18 protein-coding genes are annotated in these 15,020 nt (G+C 65.1%); 10 read left to right on the top strand and 8 right to left on the bottom strand.

Annotated elements, in window-relative coordinates:
- Positions 1–6 precede the first annotated feature (6 nt).
- The 8 genes from U5L98_RS11150 to U5L98_RS18995 all read left to right on the top strand — a co-directional run bounded on the left by U5L98_RS11150 (position 7) and on the right by U5L98_RS18995 (position 7,172).
- Positions 7–1,041, top strand: a complete 1,035-nt coding sequence (locus U5L98_RS11150) for a histone deacetylase family protein (protein WP_322558951.1) — start codon at positions 7–9, stop codon at positions 1,039–1,041.
- Between the two features lie 26 nt (positions 1,042–1,067).
- Positions 1,068–1,424 (top strand): RidA family protein, encoded by a 357-nt coding sequence (locus U5L98_RS11145; RefSeq protein ID WP_322558366.1) that lies wholly within the window; start codon positions 1,068–1,070, stop codon positions 1,422–1,424.
- Position 1,425: 1 nt separating this feature from the next.
- Positions 1,426–2,367 (top strand): ornithine cyclodeaminase family protein, encoded by a 942-nt coding sequence (locus U5L98_RS11140; protein ID WP_322558365.1) that lies wholly within the window; start codon positions 1,426–1,428, stop codon positions 2,365–2,367.
- Positions 2,364–3,473 (top strand): class II histone deacetylase, encoded by a 1,110-nt coding sequence (locus U5L98_RS11135; RefSeq protein WP_322558364.1) that lies wholly within the window; start codon positions 2,364–2,366, stop codon positions 3,471–3,473. Before U5L98_RS11140 ends, U5L98_RS11135 begins: the two co-directional genes overlap by 4 nt.
- 21 nt (positions 3,474–3,494) lie before the next feature.
- Positions 3,495–4,463 (top strand): branched-chain amino acid transaminase, encoded by a 969-nt coding sequence (locus U5L98_RS11130; RefSeq protein ID WP_322558363.1) that lies wholly within the window; start codon positions 3,495–3,497, stop codon positions 4,461–4,463.
- Positions 4,464–4,514: 51 nt separating this feature from the next.
- On the top strand, positions 4,515–5,537 hold the full coding sequence (locus U5L98_RS11125) for a DUF4105 domain-containing protein (protein WP_322558362.1): 1,023 nt from the start codon (positions 4,515–4,517) through the stop codon (positions 5,535–5,537).
- A gap of 285 nt (positions 5,538–5,822) precedes the next feature.
- Positions 5,823–6,299, top strand: a complete 477-nt coding sequence (locus tag U5L98_RS19000; RefSeq protein WP_416208238.1) for a hypothetical protein — start codon at positions 5,823–5,825, stop codon at positions 6,297–6,299.
- Positions 6,300–7,172, top strand: a complete 873-nt coding sequence (locus U5L98_RS18995) for a Na+/H+ antiporter NhaC family protein (protein ID WP_416208237.1) — start codon at positions 6,300–6,302, stop codon at positions 7,170–7,172.
- Here the strand turns inward: U5L98_RS18995 and U5L98_RS11115 are convergent.
- The 4 genes from U5L98_RS11115 to U5L98_RS11100 form a co-directional block, all read right to left on the bottom strand.
- On the bottom strand, positions 7,167–7,901 hold the full coding sequence (locus U5L98_RS11115) for an RNA methyltransferase (RefSeq protein WP_322558361.1): 735 nt from the start codon (positions 7,899–7,901) through the stop codon (positions 7,167–7,169). The two genes, U5L98_RS18995 and U5L98_RS11115, sit on opposite strands and share 6 nt — an antisense overlap.
- 261 nt (positions 7,902–8,162) lie before the next feature.
- Positions 8,163–9,809, bottom strand: coding sequence for a chaperonin GroEL (gene groL / locus U5L98_RS11110; RefSeq protein ID WP_322558360.1), 1,647 nt, complete (start codon positions 9,807–9,809; stop codon positions 8,163–8,165).
- A 63-nt stretch (positions 9,810–9,872) separates the two neighbouring features.
- On the bottom strand, positions 9,873–10,166 hold the full coding sequence (locus U5L98_RS11105; RefSeq protein ID WP_133484406.1) for a co-chaperone GroES: 294 nt from the start codon (positions 10,164–10,166) through the stop codon (positions 9,873–9,875).
- A 210-nt stretch (positions 10,167–10,376) separates the two neighbouring features.
- The gene (locus tag U5L98_RS11100) at positions 10,377–10,901 is read right to left on the bottom strand and encodes an FxsA family protein (RefSeq protein ID WP_322558359.1); all 525 of its coding nucleotides are present in this window, start codon (positions 10,899–10,901) and stop codon (positions 10,377–10,379) included.
- Between the two features lie 221 nt (positions 10,902–11,122).
- Here U5L98_RS11100 and U5L98_RS11095 point away from each other — a divergent pair, with 221 nt between their 5' ends.
- Positions 11,123–11,884, top strand: coding sequence for an SDR family oxidoreductase (locus U5L98_RS11095; RefSeq protein WP_322558358.1), 762 nt, complete (start codon positions 11,123–11,125; stop codon positions 11,882–11,884).
- Positions 11,885–11,962: 78 nt separating this feature from the next.
- Here the strand turns inward: U5L98_RS11095 and U5L98_RS11090 are convergent, their stop codons facing one another.
- On the bottom strand, positions 11,963–12,253 hold the full coding sequence (locus tag U5L98_RS11090; protein WP_322558357.1) for a ComEA family DNA-binding protein: 291 nt from the start codon (positions 12,251–12,253) through the stop codon (positions 11,963–11,965).
- Positions 12,254–12,465: 212 nt separating this feature from the next.
- On the opposite strand from U5L98_RS11090, the gene pyrF reads away from it, so the two are divergent.
- On the top strand, positions 12,466–13,167 hold the full coding sequence (gene pyrF, locus U5L98_RS11085) for an orotidine-5'-phosphate decarboxylase (protein ID WP_322558356.1): 702 nt from the start codon (positions 12,466–12,468) through the stop codon (positions 13,165–13,167).
- Positions 13,168–13,173: 6 nt separating this feature from the next.
- On the opposite strand, the gene lapB is transcribed toward pyrF, so the two are convergent.
- From lapB to U5L98_RS11070, 3 genes are read right to left on the bottom strand one after another with little or no spacing between them, the layout of a single operon-like run.
- Entirely contained in the window at positions 13,174–14,358 is a 1,185-nt protein-coding gene (lapB, locus tag U5L98_RS11080; protein WP_322558355.1) for a lipopolysaccharide assembly protein LapB, read from the bottom strand.
- A 1-nt stretch (position 14,359) separates the two neighbouring features.
- Positions 14,360–14,665: a LapA family protein gene (locus U5L98_RS11075; protein ID WP_322558354.1), complete on the bottom strand. Its 306-nt coding sequence runs from the start codon at positions 14,663–14,665 to the stop codon at positions 14,360–14,362.
- A 51-nt stretch (positions 14,666–14,716) separates the two neighbouring features.
- Entirely contained in the window at positions 14,717–15,013 is a 297-nt protein-coding gene (locus tag U5L98_RS11070; RefSeq protein WP_089849146.1) for an integration host factor subunit beta, read from the bottom strand.
- Between the last annotated feature and the right edge of the window lie 7 nt (positions 15,014–15,020).

Raw genomic sequence — 15,020 nt, 5'->3', positions numbered from 1 at the left:
CCCATGATCAAGCTCTTCTACCATCCCGACCAGGAGCGCCACGCGCCGCCGACCTTCCTGCTGCGCGGCCGGCCTGTGGACTCGCCGGAAGGGCCGGTGCGGGCCGAGCTGCTGACACGGGGACTGTCGTCCATGGGCCTCTCCATGACGCCACCCACCGATGTCGACAGTCCGCGGTTGAGAGACCGCCTGGCCAGGATTCATGCGCCGCGCTATCTCGATTTCCTCGAGACCATTCATGCCCGCTGGCGGGAGCTGCCGAACGCCGCGGAGATCGTGGCGCCCAACGTCCACCCCTGCGGTGGCGGGCATCACTATCCCCGCCATCCGGTGGGGCAGGTGGGCTGGCATATGCACGATATGGCCTGTCCGATGACCGCCGACAGCTTTGCCGGCATCCTGGCCAGTGCCGCAAGCGCCGAGGCCGCCGCCGATGCCGTGCTGACCGGCGAACCCTCGGCCTATGCCCTGTGCCGGCCACCGGGCCACCATGCCGGCCCCGAGCGGGCCGGGGGCTTCTGCTTTATTAACAATTCGGCGCTGGCGGCCACGGTGCTGCGCGAACGCCATGAGCGAGTGGCGATTCTCGATGTTGATCTGCATCACGGAAACGGTACCCAGGACATCTTCTATCACCGCGGCGATGTCTGGACCGGCTCGCTGCATGCCGATCCCGCCGACTTCTACCCTTTCTTCTGGGGCGGGGCCGATGAGCACGGCGAGGGAGAAGGGCAGGGGGCCAACGTCAACCTGCCGTTGCCCCTTGGCAGCGATGGTGAGACCTTCCTCGCGACGCTCGATCAGTTGATCGAGCGCCTGGCGGACTTCCGCCCTCAGGCGCTGGTGGTTGCCCTGGGGCTCGATGCCCACAAGGATGACCCGCTGGCCGGCCTGGCCCTGGAGACCGATGACTTCATCACTGTAGGGCGGCGCCTCGCCTCCCTGGCGCTGCCCACCGTGCTGGTGCAGGAGGGGGGCTACCCCACCGAGCACCTGGGCGACAATCTGGCCGCCTTCCTGTGCGGCTATACCGCAGCTTGACTGCCACCCCGACGAGAGACCACGCCATGACCGTCACCTATCACGACAGCAACGCCCGCATGAGCCAGATCACCGTGCACAACGGTACCGTCTACCTGGCTGGCCAGGTGCCGTCCGACCCCTCTGCGGACATGCGCGGCCAGACCGAGCAGGTGCTGGCCCGCATCGATGATCTGCTGGCCAAGGCCGGCACCTCCAAGGAGCACCTGGTCGTTGCCCAGATCTGGGTCACCAGCATGGCCGAGTTCGACCAGATGAATGCCGCCTGGGATGGCTGGGTGGTCCCGGGTCGTCCGCCGGTGCGTGCCGCCGTCGAGGCCAAGCTCGCCAAGCCCGAGTGGAAGGTGGAGATCATGGTCACCGCGGCACTCCCGGAGGCCTGAGATGCGAATCATCACCGCCGAGGAGGTGTCGGCCTCTCTGGCCTGGCCGGCGCTGGTCGAGCGACTGGCCATGACCTTTCGCGAGGGTGTGGAGTCGCCGCCTCGTCACCATCACGCCATGCATCGCCCCGATGGCGAGGCCACCATGCTGCTGATGCCGGCCTGGGAGCGGGCCGGATACATCGGCGTAAAGATGGTTAATGTCTTCCCACAGAACGCCGACCATGGGCTTCCGGCCATCGCCGGCGTCTATCTGCTAAGTGAAGGTGCCCATGGGCGCCCCCTGGCGTGCATCGACGGCAGCGAACTGACTCGGCGGCGCACTGCGGCGGCCTCGGCCCTGGCGGCCCGGGAACTGGCGCGGGACGATGCCGCGACTCTTCTGGTGGTGGGCACCGGCAAGCTGGCGCCCATGGTGATCGAGGCCCACGCGGCGGTTCGTCCCATCACCCGGGTGCGGGTCTGGGGACGCAACCCGGACAAGGCCGAGCAACTGGCTGACGACTACGCCGAGCGCTTCGACACTGCGGCGGTCACCGACCTCGAGGTGGCAACCCGGAAAGCGGATATCATCAGCTGTGTGACGCTTTCCAGCGAGCCGTTGATTCGCGGCGACTGGCTGGCTCCCGGCAGCCATCTCGACCTGATCGGTGCATTCCGGCCGACCATGCGCGAGACCGATGCCGAGTGTCTGGCACGCAGCGAGGTGTTCGTCGATACCTATGCCGGGGCGCGGGGCGAGGCGGGCGACATCCTGCAGGCCGTCGACGAAGGGGGCTTCACCTTCGACGCCATCCGCGGCGACCTCGCCGAGCTGCTGCGTGGCGAGCGGCCAGGGCGCTCCTCCGCTGACGCCATCACGCTGTTCAAGTCGGTGGGCGCGTCGCTGGAGGACCTGGCCGCGGCCATCGAAGTCTGGGAGTATCAAGAGGGTCACGAATGACGGCGGCGGGTTTTTTCTGGCACGAGCGCTGCTTCTGGCACGACCCGGGCGCCATCGGGGTCTTCTCGGCCCCCGGCGAGTTCCTGCAGCCGCAGCCTGCCTCGGAGAGCGCGGAGAGCAAGCGGCGGCTGAAGAACCTGCTGGAAGTTTCCGGCCTGATCGACGAGCTGGCGGTGTGTAAACCGCTGCCGGCCACCCGCGAGGATCTCGAGCGCTTCCACTCAGCCCGCTATCTGACGGCGCTGGAGGTCGGCGATCGAGGACGCGGTGGCGATGGCGGCGATTGTGCCCCCTACACACCAGGTAGCCTGGCCGCTGCGCGCCAGTCGGCGGGCTTGGCCATTGCCGCGGTAGAAGCCGTGGCCAACGGAGAGTTGCAGCGCGCCTACGCGCTCTGTCGTCCCCCGGGGCACCATGCCGAAGCCGATTACGGGCGGGGTTTCTGCCTGCTGGGCAATATTCCGGTGGCCGTGATGCGGGCGCGTGCCCTGGGCCAGGTAGGGCGCGTGGCGATCCTCGACTGGGACGTGCATCACGGCAACGGGCAGCAGGCGGCCTTCTATTCGGATCCTGACGTGTTGACGGTTTCGATTCACCAGGCAGGCAATTTCCCGTTGGACACCGGCACGTTCGATGAGCAGGGAGAGGGAGCCGGCGAGGGCGCCTGCCTCAACCTGCCGCTGCCGCCGGGCTGCGGCCTCGGGGCCTACGATCACGCCATGAGCGAGCTGGTGCTGCCGGCGATCGAGGCCTTTGAGCCTGAGTTGATCGTCGTGGCCTGCGGTTATGATGCCTGTGCCAAGGATCCGCTGGGCAAGATGCTGCTCAACAGCGAGGCCTTCGCGCGCATGACCCGCCAGGTTCGCGCGCTGGCCGAACGAAGCTGCGCGGGTCGACTGGTTGTGGTCCACGAGGGCGGCTATTCGGAAGGCTATGTCCCACTGTGCGGCCATGCGGTCCTCCAGACACTGGCCGACAGCGCCATTGCAGTGCCCGACCCCCAGAACGAAGAGATCGCCGCCTGGGCCTACCAGGCCCTGCAACCTCATCAACGCGAGCTGATCGACGCCTGGCGCGCGGCCTGGGCCGCGGCCGGTCGGCTCTGATTCGACAAGGAACGCAACTTCATGACACCTCTTTACGACCGCGACGGTTGGATCTGGCATGATGGCGAATGGCTGTCGTGGCGCGATGCCCGTACCCACCTGCTGACCCATTCCCTGCACTATGGCATGGGCTGCTTCGAGGGCGTACGGTCCTATGAGGGAGCGCGTGGCACACATCTGTTCCGGGTGGTAGAGCACACCCGTCGGCTACTGGATAGTGCTCACGCCCTCGATATACCGTTGTCTTTCGATGCCGAGGCTCTAATACAGGCCCAGCGCCAGTGTCTGGAGCGCAACGGCCTGACCAATGCCTACCTCAAGCCGACGGTATACCTCGGTGCCGAGGGCCTAGGGCTGCGTGCCAAGGGGCTTACCGTGCACGTGATGGTCGCTGCCTGGGACCTGGGAGACTACATCTCACCGGAGGCCGCATCGATCGGCCTGCGCGCGCTGACCTCCTCCTGGGCGCGCCATCATGTCAACATCAGCCTTTGTCGGTCCAAGACCAACGGCCACTACGTCAACTCGATGCTGGCGCTCAACACTGCCGTGAAGGCGGGCTTCGACGAGACGATCATGCTCGACCCGGAGGGCTATGTCGCTGAGGCCTCGGCGGCCAATATCTTCCTGCTCCGCGATGGCGTGCTGCATACCCCTGAGGTGACCTCCTGCCTGCAGGGCATCACCCGCGACAGCGTGATTCATCTGGCACGCGAGGTGCTGGGCATCGAGGTGCGCGAGCGACGTATCACGCGTGACGAGCTCTATATTGCCGACGAGGCCTTCGTCACCGGCACTGCGGCCGAGTTGCTGCCCTTGCGTGAGCTCGATGGTCGACACATCGGCGCCCGAGCCGGGGCGCCGCCGCCGGACAAACCCATTGCCGAGGCGTCACTGACCGCCCGGCTGCAGAGGCTCTATCACCGTGTCACCCGAGGTGAGCTGGGGGATGACCTGCAGGGCTTCGCCGGCTGGCTGACCGCAGCCTGAGACGCCGCCCGCCGAGGTTGACCTCCGGTCCCTCTTGCAAGGACGACGACGATGATGGCCCTGCTGGATGGCATCCTGCGCCTGGCGCTGCTGTTCGCTACCCTCTGGGGGGCGCTGGCGCTGGGATATCGCATAGCACTTCCGCGGCTCGGGAGGTGGCTGGTGGTAGGGCTCTGGCTGCTGGCGGGAAGCTTCTGGCTTTGGCTGGCCTGGCAGGGAGCTCGGCTGGGGCCGCTTTGCGCCATGGCGGTGCAGATGATGGCGCTGCTGTCCTGGTGGCGACGCCTGACACCGGCGAAGCACCTGGACTGGGCCGACGATGTTGCCCATCTTGCGACGGGAAACGTCGAAGGACATCTTCTGACCCTGCATAGCGTGCGTCACTTCGACTGGCAGACGCCTGACGATGCTCGCGGAGGCTGGGAGCGGCGCGTCTACGACCTGCATCGCCTTAAGGCGGTTGATCTGTTCGTCTCGAGCTGGGGTCGGCCGGGGATCGCCCATGTGCTGGTCTCCTTCGGCTTTTCCGGCCAGGTACCGGGCGAGGACGACTTCGTGGCCTTCTCGGTGGAGGTGCGTCGCGAGCGTTACGAGCGTTTCTCGGAGATCGGGGGCTTCTTCAAGCAATATGAGCTGGCGATCATCGCCGCCGACGAGCGCGACGCCGTGCGCCTGCGCAGTAACGTGCGTGGTGAGCGAGTCACCCTCTACCATGTCACCCTCTCGCCCGACGCCCGTCGAGAATTGCTGCTGGCCCTGGTAGCGGCTGCCAACGATCTGGAGCGCGAGCCGCGCTTCTACCATACCATCACCGCCAACTGCACCACCCTGGTGTTCGCCATGATGCGCCGGATCATCGAGGGGCTGCCGATGGACCATCGCCTGCTGCTCAGCGGCCTGCTGCCGAGCTACATCCATGACCATGGCGGCCTGGTCTCGGGCTATTCCCTGCACGAGCTGCGCCGGCGTGGTGATATCACCGAGCGTGCCCGGCGGGCCGGTGATGGCCATGACTTCTCCCGCCGCATACGCGAGGGGGTTCCCGGCTGGGAGCCTTCGGAGCGTCGCCCATGAAAAACGCCACGACGCGTGCGTCGTGGCGGCATCTCTCTCCTCCCTGGGCATCCTCCCGATGCCGTTCTCCCTGGGGGGCGTCCAGCCCCCTCGCGTCCCTGGCGACATGCCCGGCAGTATCCCTTGCTCGTCCCCGATGTTATCGCCGATCCCCGTGACAGCGACGTGATGGCCGGATGACGGTGGCATGACATCGGTGTGAGCCGTGCCGGCAGGCAGGGCCTGCTCCTGGTAGAATCCTGCGCCGTTTCGTCTCAATCCAACTCCTTTTTCGGGAAGGCTGTCATGAATGCAGTAATCATTGCGGTGCTGGTGATGGTGGGCCTGTCGCTGGCACGGGTCTCGGTGGTCTTTGCGCTGGTGGTCGGTGCGCTGGTCGGGGGGCTGGTCGGCGGGCTTTCCATCGAGGCGACCCTGGCGGCCTTCAACGACGGGGTGGGCGGCGGCGCCAAGGTGGCGCTGGCCTATGCAACCCTCGGGGCCTTCGCGGTGGCGATCTCGCGCTCGGGGCTGCCGGACCTGTTGGCCAAGCGACTGATCGCCTTGCTGGGGCAGGAGGCTACCGTTAACCGAAAGGCCGTGGTCAAGTATCTGTTACTCGGCGCGGTGCTGCTGGTGGCGATCTCCTCCCAGAACCTGATTCCGGTGCACATCGCCTTCATCCCCATTCTCATCCCGCCACTGCTCAAGGTGATGAACCAGCTGCGCCTGGATCGCCGGGCCATGGCCTGCGCACTGACCTTCGGTCTGACAGCCCCCTAAATGCCGCTACCGGTGGGCTTCGGGGCAATCTTTCTCAATGACATCCTGTTGGCCAACATCAACCAGGCCGGTGAGGCGCTGGGACTCGAGATAAGTCGCGGCATGGTGCCCCTGGCCATGGGCGTGCCGGTGGGCGGTATGGCACTCGGCCTGCTGGTGGCGGTGTTCATCAGCTACCGTCGGCCCCGCGACTACGAGGCGCTGGATGTCGCCACCACCAACATGCCGCACCATCATCCGGAGACCCATGAAACTCACACCCTGGGGTTGATGATGTCGGTGCTGGCCATCGTCGCTGCCCTGGGCATCCAGCTCTACACTGGCTCTATGGTGCTGGGTGGCCTGGTAGGTTTCGCCCTGCTGTCGGTAGGCGGCATCTTCAAGTGGCGCGAAGCCGATGACCTCTTCACCAGCGGGATGCGCATGATGGCGCTGATCGGCTTCATCATGATTTCCGCTTCGGGCTTCGCTGCGGTGATGACCGCCACTGGTCAGATCGAAACCCTGGTGGCCTCCAGCGTCGCGGTCATCGGCGATAACCGCGGTCTGGCCGCACTGCTGATGCTGCTGGTGGGGCTATTCATCACCCTGGGCATCGGCTCCTCGTTCTCCACCATCCCGATCATTGCGGCCATTTTCGTGCCCCTGGCGTTGCAGTTCGGCTTCTCGCCGCTGGCCACTGTGGCCCTGGTGGGCACCGCCGCGGCGCTGGGCGATGCCGGCTCGCCCGCTTCGGATTCTACCCTGGGGCCGACCTCGGGGCTCAACGTCGACCGCCAGCATGATCACATCTGGGACAGCGTGGTGCCGACCTTCCTGCACTACAACATCCCGCTGATTGCCTTCGGCTGGCTAGCGGCGATGACGTTATGAATCTGGCAGGTGGTCCTCCAGGGAGGCTAGCAGGCCGCGCAGCAGTGAGAGCTCCTTGCGACTCGGCTGGGCGCGGGCGAACAGGGCCTCGAGTTGTGCCTCGGTACGGGCATGGGGCTGATTGATGAAGCCGCTGCGCTGCATCACCCGGCTCAGGTGTTCGTGGAAGTGGCCGAGCTGCTCGCGCGTCGGCTGGCGCTCCTGCGACGGCCGAGGTGGGCGGTAGCCGCTGGCGGGGCGGCGCCGCCAGGCGGTGAAGAGCTCGTGGGCCAGGACCTGCACCGCCTGGGAGAGGTTGAGGATGCCGTAGTCGGGATTGGCGGGAATGCTCACCTGGTGGCTGCAGCAGCGGATCTCGTCGTTGGTCAGGCCGAAGCGCTCGCGGCCGAAGACCAGCGCCACCGGGTCGTCGGCGGCATGTTCCACCAGGTCCCGGGCCATCTCGTCGGGCTCGTCGAAGTGGGGCAGCGGAAGGCTGCGCAGCCGCGCGCTGGCCCCGACCACCTGCACGCAGTCGCTTACCGCCTCCGCCAGCGAGCCGACCACCCGCGCTGTATCCACCAGGTCCTCGGCGCCTGCTGCCAGTCGTGAGGCCTCGGGGTCGGGGAACTGCCGGGGCGTAACCAGCACCAGATCGCTCAGGCCCATGGTCTTCATGGCCCGGGCCGAGGCGCCGATATTGCCGGGGTGGTAGGTCTGGACGAGGACGATGCGGATGTTCGATAGCATGGGGCTAGGACAGGCCTGGTGGTGAGGTGGACAAGGGGGACATTTTACATTGCCAAGCCGCCAAGCCGCCAAGCCGCCAAGCCGCCAAGCCGCCAAGCCGCCAAGCCGCCAAGCCGCCAAGCCGCCAAGCCGCCAAGCCTTGCTCTGGGTTCCTTGGCGCTTGTGGCTCGGCGCTGGCAACAAAAAACCCCGCCGGCTCTCACCGGCGGGGTCTGTCTCAGGCCTTGCTTGGAAGGGCAGAGCCTGGGGCAGGGGGCTGGCTTACATCATGCCGCCCATGCCACCCATTCCGCCCATGCCGCCCATGTCGGCGCCACCGGCTTCTTTCTCGTCCGGATCGTCAGCGATCATGCACTCGGTGGTGATCATGAGGCCGGCGACGGAACCTGCAGACTGCAGGGCCGAGCGGGTCACCTTGGCCGGGTCCAGCACGCCCATCTCGAACAGGTCGCCGAACTCGCCGGTCTGGGCGTTGTAGCCGTAGTTGCCTTCACCTTCCTTCACCTTGTTGAGGATGACGGAAGCCTCTTCGCCGGCATTGGTCACGATCTGGCGCAGCGGAGATTCCAGGGCACGTACGGCCAGCGCGATGCCGTGGTTCTGGTCCTCGTTGTCGCCCTTGGTCTCAGCGACCTTGGCCAGGATGCGCACCAGGGCGGTACCGCCCCCTGGCACCACGCCTTCCTCGACGGCGGCGCGAGTGGAGTGCAGGGCATCCTCGACGCGGGCCTTCTTCTCCTTCATCTCCATCTCGGTGGCGGCACCGACGCGGATGACGGCGACACCGCCGGCAAGCTTCGCAACGCGCTCCTGGAGCTTCTCGCGGTCGTAGTCGGAGGACGTTTCCTCGATCTGCGCGCGAATCTGGCTGACGCGTGCTTCGATATCACCGTCCTGGCCGGCACCATCGATGATGGTGGTGTTCTCCTTGGTCATGGTCACGCGCTTGGCGGTGCCCAGGTGATCCAGGGTTGCCTGCTCGAGGGTCAGGCCGACCTCTTCGGAGATCACGGTGCCGCCAGTAAGGATGGCGATGTCCTGAAGCATGGCCTTGCGACGGTCACCGAAGCCCGGTGCCTTGGCGGCAGCGACCTTGACGATGCCGCGCATGGTGTTGACCACCAGGGTGGCCAGTGCCTCGCCCTCGATGTCCTCGGAGACGATTACTAGCGGCTTGCCTGCCTTGGCGACGGCTTCCAGCGTCGGCAGCAACTCGCGGATGTTGGAGATCTTCTTGTCGACCAGCAGGATATAGGGGTCTTCCAGCTCGACCGCCATGGTGTCCTGGTTGGTGACGAAGTAGGGCGACAGGTAGCCACGATCGAACTGCATGCCCTCCACGACATCCAGCTCGTCTTCGAAGCCGCGGCCTTCGTCGACGGTGATCACGCCTTCCTTGCCGACTTTTTCCATGGCCTCGGCGATGATCTCACCGATGCGGGCGTCGCCATTGGCGGAAATGGTGCCGACCTGGGCGATGGCCTTGGAGTCGGTGCAGGGCACGGACAGTGCCTGGACTTCCTTGACGGCAGCCGTAATGGCTTGATCGATGCCGCGCTTGAGGTCCATCGGGTTCATGCCCGCGGTCACGGATTTCATGCCCTCGGTGACGATGGCCTGAGCCAGAACCGTTGCGGTAGTGGTACCGTCACCGGCCACATCGGAGGTCTTGGAAGCGACTTCCTTGACCATCTGGGCGCCCATGTTCTCGAACTTGTCCTTGAGTTCGATTTCCTTGGCTACCGAGACACCGTCTTTAGTGACGGTCGGTGCGCCGAAGGATTTCTCCAGGACCACGTTGCGACCCTTCGGCCCCAGGGTCACCTTGACGGCGTTGGCCAGGACATCGATACCGCGCGCCATGCGCTTGCGGGCATCATCAGAGAACTTGACTTGTTTTGCTGCCATTTTCGTATATTTCCTGTGAGTTCGTGAACGTCAGTATCGAGCAGTTGCGGGTCGTGTCCGGGTTCAGCCTTCAACAACGGCCAGGATGTCGGACTCGCTCATGATCAGCACCTCTTCGCCGTCGATCTTCTGCTTCTCGACGCCGAAGCCATCCTTGAAGATCACGGTGTCACCGACCTTGACGTCGAGCGGGCGGACATCACCGTTGTCGAGGATCCGGCCGTTACCGGCAGCAAGGACCTCGCCACGAGTCGGCTTTTCCTGGGCGTTTCCCGGAAGCACGATGCCGCCAGCGGTCTTCTGTTCTTCTTCAACGCGACGGATCACGACGCGATCGTGCAAGGGACGGATGTTCATTGCTCACGTTCTCCTGATGGTTTGCAGTGCCAGGGCGTTGCCCTGGCGGTTTTCATCATCAACCCGCAGTCAAGCTGCGGGGTGGAGGCGAGGTTCGCCTTCCGTGTCGATGGCCCGGGGGTTAGCCCGTGCCGAATCCTGATGCTGTCGGATAAGTGGGGCTCTGCATTGGCCTTTCAAGGCCCCAGCTGAAATTTTTTTGTGCCCCGCTCAGCGCGAGTCGTCACGCGAGATGAACTCGCCTTCCAGAGGCTCTTGCGCTTGGCCGCTGTGCTGATCCTTTTGACGTTCTTCCCGGAATTCCCGACGCGGGCCGGCCTGCTGCCAGTCGCTATCGGTGCCCTCGCGCGGGCGGTAGGTCCGGGCATGCAGGTGCAGGCCCTTCATGCGTACCCCCACCCAGCCCAGCATTCTGGCCAGCTGACGCCGTGCATTGGGGATCAGACACATGAATCCCAGAGCATCGGACAGAAAGCCGGGTGCCATCAGCAGCGCACCGCCGAAGATCAGTGCCGCACCGGTCAACAGTTCGCCCGATGGGATTTCTCCCTGGGACATGCGCTCCTGGGCTCGGGCGAAGGTGGCGACACCTTCCCTGCGGATGAGGTGCAGACCGATGAAGCCAGTGGCGAGGACCAGTAGCAGGGTACTCAGTAGGCCGATATGGCTGCCGACGGAAAACAGGATGACGAAGTCGAGCAGGGCGAAGAGAGTAAAGACAACGAGAAAGGGCATGATGACTCCGCGTATGACAGTTCCGCCGGTGATTGGGGCGGGGCGAGGGAATTCAAGCCATCGCCGTGTCGTGATGAATTGATGGAAATTCCTTCCATGATTCGTTATGGTAATGGTGCAGTGCATCATAACAATGATGCACCAGCAGCTGGTCCCCTCTGCCGGCGGCTGCCCGGCAATCGCGCCGACAGCGCGACTTCCCATCTCCTGGAGAAGTGCCTATGAAACTCGACAACAGCGTCATCGCCATCACCGGCGGCGCCCGCGGCCTCGGCCTGGCCATGGCAAGTCAACTCGGTGCGCAGGGAGCGAAGCTCGCCCTGATGGACATGGATGGCGATAGCCTGGACAGCGCCGTTTCCGCCCTTCACGCCGAGGGAGTCGAGGCCCTCGGCTTCGTGGTCAACGTAGCCGATGAGGCGTCCGTTAAGCAGGCGTTCGGTGACATCGCGTCATCGCTGGGCCCTATCCATGGACTGGTCAACAATGCGGGCATCGTGCGCGACGGCCTGCTCGTCAAGGCCAAGGATGGCAAGGTGGAGAAGACCCTGCCGGTGGAGCAGTGGCAACAGGTGATCGATGTCAATCTGACGGGAGTTTTCCTGTGCGGACGCGAGGCCTCGGTACAGATGATAGAGGCGGGCCATCAAGGCGTTATCGTCAATATCTCGAGCATCTCTCGGGCCGGCAACATGGGCCAGAGTAACTATGCCGCGTCCAAGGCCGGGGTGGTGGCGCTGACCACGACTTGGGCAACCGAGCTGGCACGCTACGGTATTCGCGTGGGGGCGGTGGCACCGGGGTTCATCGAAACGGACATGACCGCCTCGATGCGTCAGGACATGCTCGACAAGTTGACTGCGGGGGTACCGCTTCGACGGCTCGGTCAGCCTGATGATATCGCCGAGAGCGTGGCCTTCATCATGACCAACGACTACTTCACGGGACGCGTGATCGAGTGCGATGGCGGTTTGCGACTCTAGACAACTCTCCAGCCAGCGATTGCCCGACGACGCCGGTCGTGCGGCCGGCGTCGTCGGGGCTGTGAGACATGGCCCTGTTCAGAATGTTACTTGGTCGGCGAATCCCTTTACGGTAGCTTCGCCGATTCCGCTGATCCGTGTCAGGTCCTCGGCGCTCTCGTAAGGGCCGTTGGCTTCCCGGTCTTCTATGATCGCGGCGGCGCGCGTTTCCCCGATACCAGGCAGTTCGGTCAGTAACTCGGCGTCTGCCGTGTTGACGTTGATCGGCTCCATATCCTGGGCCAGGGCCTGGCCGGCGACCAAGGGGGTGAAGCCCAGCAGCATGGTCAGCAGCAGTCCGAACAGGCGGCGCTTGATGATGTTGTTCATGATTCCTCTCCTTGTTCCCGATGATTGTTGGCCGCCACTACGGAGTGTCGGTCTTCCCTTCTCAAGCTAGTGTGCCCGCGGCGCAGCCCTTGTCATCTAATGCCGCCGTGTGATGTCAGCGATTGCGTAAGAAAGGCTGCGATTTCGCCGACATGACCTGTAGGCCATGGCTGATATACTGGGATGCTCTCCCATCCCGTCAGGAGCCTGCCGTGCCCACCGCCTCCCCCCTGATCATCGCCCTCGATTTTGCTTCCCTGGATGCCGCCCTGTGCATGGCCGATCGCCTCGATCCCTCACGCTGCCGGCTCAAGGTGGGCAAGGAACTCTTTACCCGCAGCGGGCCCGAGGTGCTCGATGCGCTGCACGGGCGCGGTTTCGAAGTGTTCCTGGATCTCAAGTTTCACGACATTCCCAACACCGTGGCCGGGGCAATCCAGGCCGCCGCAGAGCAGGGCGTGTGGATGGTCAATGTCCATGCCAGCGGTGGCCGCCGGATGATGGAGGCGGCCCGCGAGCGTCTGGATCGCCAGCGGCTGGCGACCCGGCTGATCGCCGTGACGGTGCTGACCAGCATGGAGGCCGCTGACCTGGCGGAGGTGGGCTTCGAGGCGTCGCCTGCCGACCAGGTCGATCGTCTGGCCGTGCTGGCCCGTGACAGCGGCATGGACGGGGTGGTCTGCTCGCCCCAGGAAGCGTCACGTCTGCGCGATCTTTGCGGCAACGCGTTTCTAAAGGTCACGCCCGGCATTCGGCCGATCTTTACCGTGCACGGCGACCAGCGTCGCGTCATGGCCCCGGCCGATGCCCTGGCTGCCGGCAGTAGCCATCTGGTGGTGGGGCGCCCGGTGACCCGGGCAGAAGATCCCATGGCCGCCCTGGCAGCCATCGAGAGCGAGCTTTCGGGCGGCTGAGCCCGGCTACTCGCCCTCGATGCCGGTGATGGGCTTGGTGGTGCCCCAGTTGCGGCAGCGGGGGCACTGCCAGCGCAGCCGTTCGCCAGAGAAACCGCAGCGCCGGCAGCGGTGACGAGGCAAGGTCTGCACCAGGGTGTGGATATGGTGCTGCAGCAGTGCGAGGCGCTCGTCCTCATCTTCCTTGGCGTCGTGACGGTAGAGGGACAGCAGGTAGTGTACAGCGCCCAGGCTCGGCTCCCGGTCGAGTTGCCCGGTGACCAGCGTCAGGGCATCCCGGTCATCGCCGTGATGATGACGCAATGTCTCGGCCAGGCGGGTGATCAGGCTGGTGCTGGGTGACTGCTCGAGGAGTTCCCTCAGGCAGCGGATCAGGCCCTCCTCGTCGTCCAGCAGGCGATAGGCGCGGGTCAGAGGGTCGAGGATGACAGGAGTGAAGGCGGGATCCTGGTCGGGAATTCGTCTGAGCAGCCGGATGGCCGGCTTGTAGTGACCGGTGTCATGTTCCATGGCGGCCATCAGCAGGTTGGCGCGCACGCAGTGGGGATCGGTGTTCAGCGCCTGGCGCAGGTGGCGCCTGGCCAGTACGGGGCTGGCCGAGTGACGCTCCTGTTCGGCCAGCTCGCACAGCCAGTGCGCCGCCGCGCGGCGGATGTCGTCGTGCTGACGGACCAGCCTGGGCAGGGCGACATCCAGTGCGGCCTGCCATTCGCCCTCCCGTTCCAGGAGGTCGACCAGGAGCCTCCTTGCCGTATCGCGAAGTTCGTCATCCTGGCTGTCGCGCACCAGACTCTGCAGTAAGCGCTCGGCGCGGTCCAGCAGCCCCAGGGCAAGAAAGTCGCGGGAGAGCTCGAGCTGTACCCTGTCACTTTGCCCGGCGGTCAGCGTCGGGCGTGCGAGCAGGTTCTGGTGGATCTTGAGGGCGCGGTCGGCTTCGCCCCGGGTCCTAAAGAGGTTGCCTAGCGCCAGGTGTGTCTCGATGGTCTCGCTGTTGACCTCCAGCGCGCCGATGAAGGTTTCGATGGCCCGGTCCTGCTGGTCATTGAGCAGGTAGTTGAGGCCGACGAAATAGTCCCGCGGCAGCGCCGGTGGCACTGATGTTCTGCCGGCTCCCTGGCGCTCCCGGCGGCCCAACCACCAGCCGATGGCGACAGCCACCACCAGCAGGGCCAGCAGGAAAACATCGGGCATTCTAGGGGAGTTCCTTCATCTCCTGGACACGCAGGCGATCGAGCTCCTTGCGCTGCTGATGGTTGTGCCGCTGGGCGCGGGTCAGCAGGGTGCGCAGGCGCAGGTAGACGCCGCTCATGGCGAGCATGCCCAACAGCACACCCACGGCAAGCGAGGCCAGAAGCCAGACGGAGAGCGAGGCTGCAGGCAGCTCGATCCAGATTAGGTTGAGGGGCAGGGCCTGCTGGTTGTTGACGGCAAAGAGGATGCCGATCAGCAGCACCGCCAGCAGAATAATGGCCAGGATCAGGCCTTTTAGCCAACGCATGTGCTTGTTCCCATGTCGGTTGAAGGAGAGTCGGCGGTCGCGGGGCGCCGCTCAGTAGCCGAGCGCGCGGCTGGCATCCACCTGTTCGCGCAGCTCCTTGCCGGGCTTGAAGTGTGGCACGAACTTGCCATCGAGTGCGACCGGTTCCCCCGTCTTGGGGTTGCGACCCACCCGTGGCTCCCGATAGTGCAGCGAAAAGCTGCCAAAGCCGCGGATCTCCACGCGCCCTCCCTCGGACAGGGTGTCGGTGATGTCGTCGAGGATCAGGCGTACTGCCGCCTCGACTTCCTTGACCGACAGCTCAGGCTGTCGCATGGCGATCTGTTCGATCAGTTCGGACTTGGTCATCGGCTCT

The organism is Halomonas sp. (assembly GCF_034520545.1).
Lineage (GTDB): Bacteria > Pseudomonadota > Gammaproteobacteria > Pseudomonadales > Halomonadaceae > Halomonas.
This window is presented reverse-complemented; position numbering and strand designations above follow the sequence as displayed.

Coding starts and splice junctions, on each gene's coding strand:
- U5L98_RS11145 (WP_322558366.1), top strand. CDS start 1,068: ATGACCGTCACCTATCACGACAGCAACGCCCGCATGAGCCAGATCACC.
- U5L98_RS11140 (WP_322558365.1), top strand. CDS start 1,426: ATGCGAATCATCACCGCCGAGGAGGTGTCGGCCTCTCTGGCCTGGCCG.
- U5L98_RS11135 (WP_322558364.1), top strand. CDS start 2,364: ATGACGGCGGCGGGTTTTTTCTGGCACGAGCGCTGCTTCTGGCACGAC.
- U5L98_RS11130 (WP_322558363.1), top strand. CDS start 3,495: ATGACACCTCTTTACGACCGCGACGGTTGGATCTGGCATGATGGCGAA.
- U5L98_RS11125 (WP_322558362.1), top strand. CDS start 4,515: ATGATGGCCCTGCTGGATGGCATCCTGCGCCTGGCGCTGCTGTTCGCT.
- U5L98_RS19000 (WP_416208238.1), top strand. CDS start 5,823: ATGAATGCAGTAATCATTGCGGTGCTGGTGATGGTGGGCCTGTCGCTG.
- U5L98_RS18995 (WP_416208237.1), top strand. CDS start 6,300: ATGCCGCTACCGGTGGGCTTCGGGGCAATCTTTCTCAATGACATCCTG.
- U5L98_RS11115 (WP_322558361.1), bottom strand. CDS start 7,901: ATGCTATCGAACATCCGCATCGTCCTCGTCCAGACCTACCACCCCGGC.
- groL (WP_322558360.1), bottom strand. CDS start 9,809: ATGGCAGCAAAACAAGTCAAGTTCTCTGATGATGCCCGCAAGCGCATG.
- U5L98_RS11105 (WP_133484406.1), bottom strand. CDS start 10,166: ATGAACATCCGTCCCTTGCACGATCGCGTCGTGATCCGTCGCGTTGAA.
- U5L98_RS11100 (WP_322558359.1), bottom strand. CDS start 10,901: ATGCCCTTTCTCGTTGTCTTTACTCTCTTCGCCCTGCTCGACTTCGTC.
- U5L98_RS11095 (WP_322558358.1), top strand. CDS start 11,123: ATGAAACTCGACAACAGCGTCATCGCCATCACCGGCGGCGCCCGCGGC.
- U5L98_RS11090 (WP_322558357.1), bottom strand. CDS start 12,253: ATGAACAACATCATCAAGCGCCGCCTGTTCGGACTGCTGCTGACCATG.
- lapB (WP_322558355.1), bottom strand. CDS start 14,358: ATGCCCGATGTTTTCCTGCTGGCCCTGCTGGTGGTGGCTGTCGCCATC.
- U5L98_RS11075 (WP_322558354.1), bottom strand. CDS start 14,665: ATGCGTTGGCTAAAAGGCCTGATCCTGGCCATTATTCTGCTGGCGGTG.
- U5L98_RS11070 (WP_089849146.1), bottom strand. CDS start 15,013: ATGACCAAGTCCGAACTGATCGAACAGATCGCCATGCGACAGCCTGAG.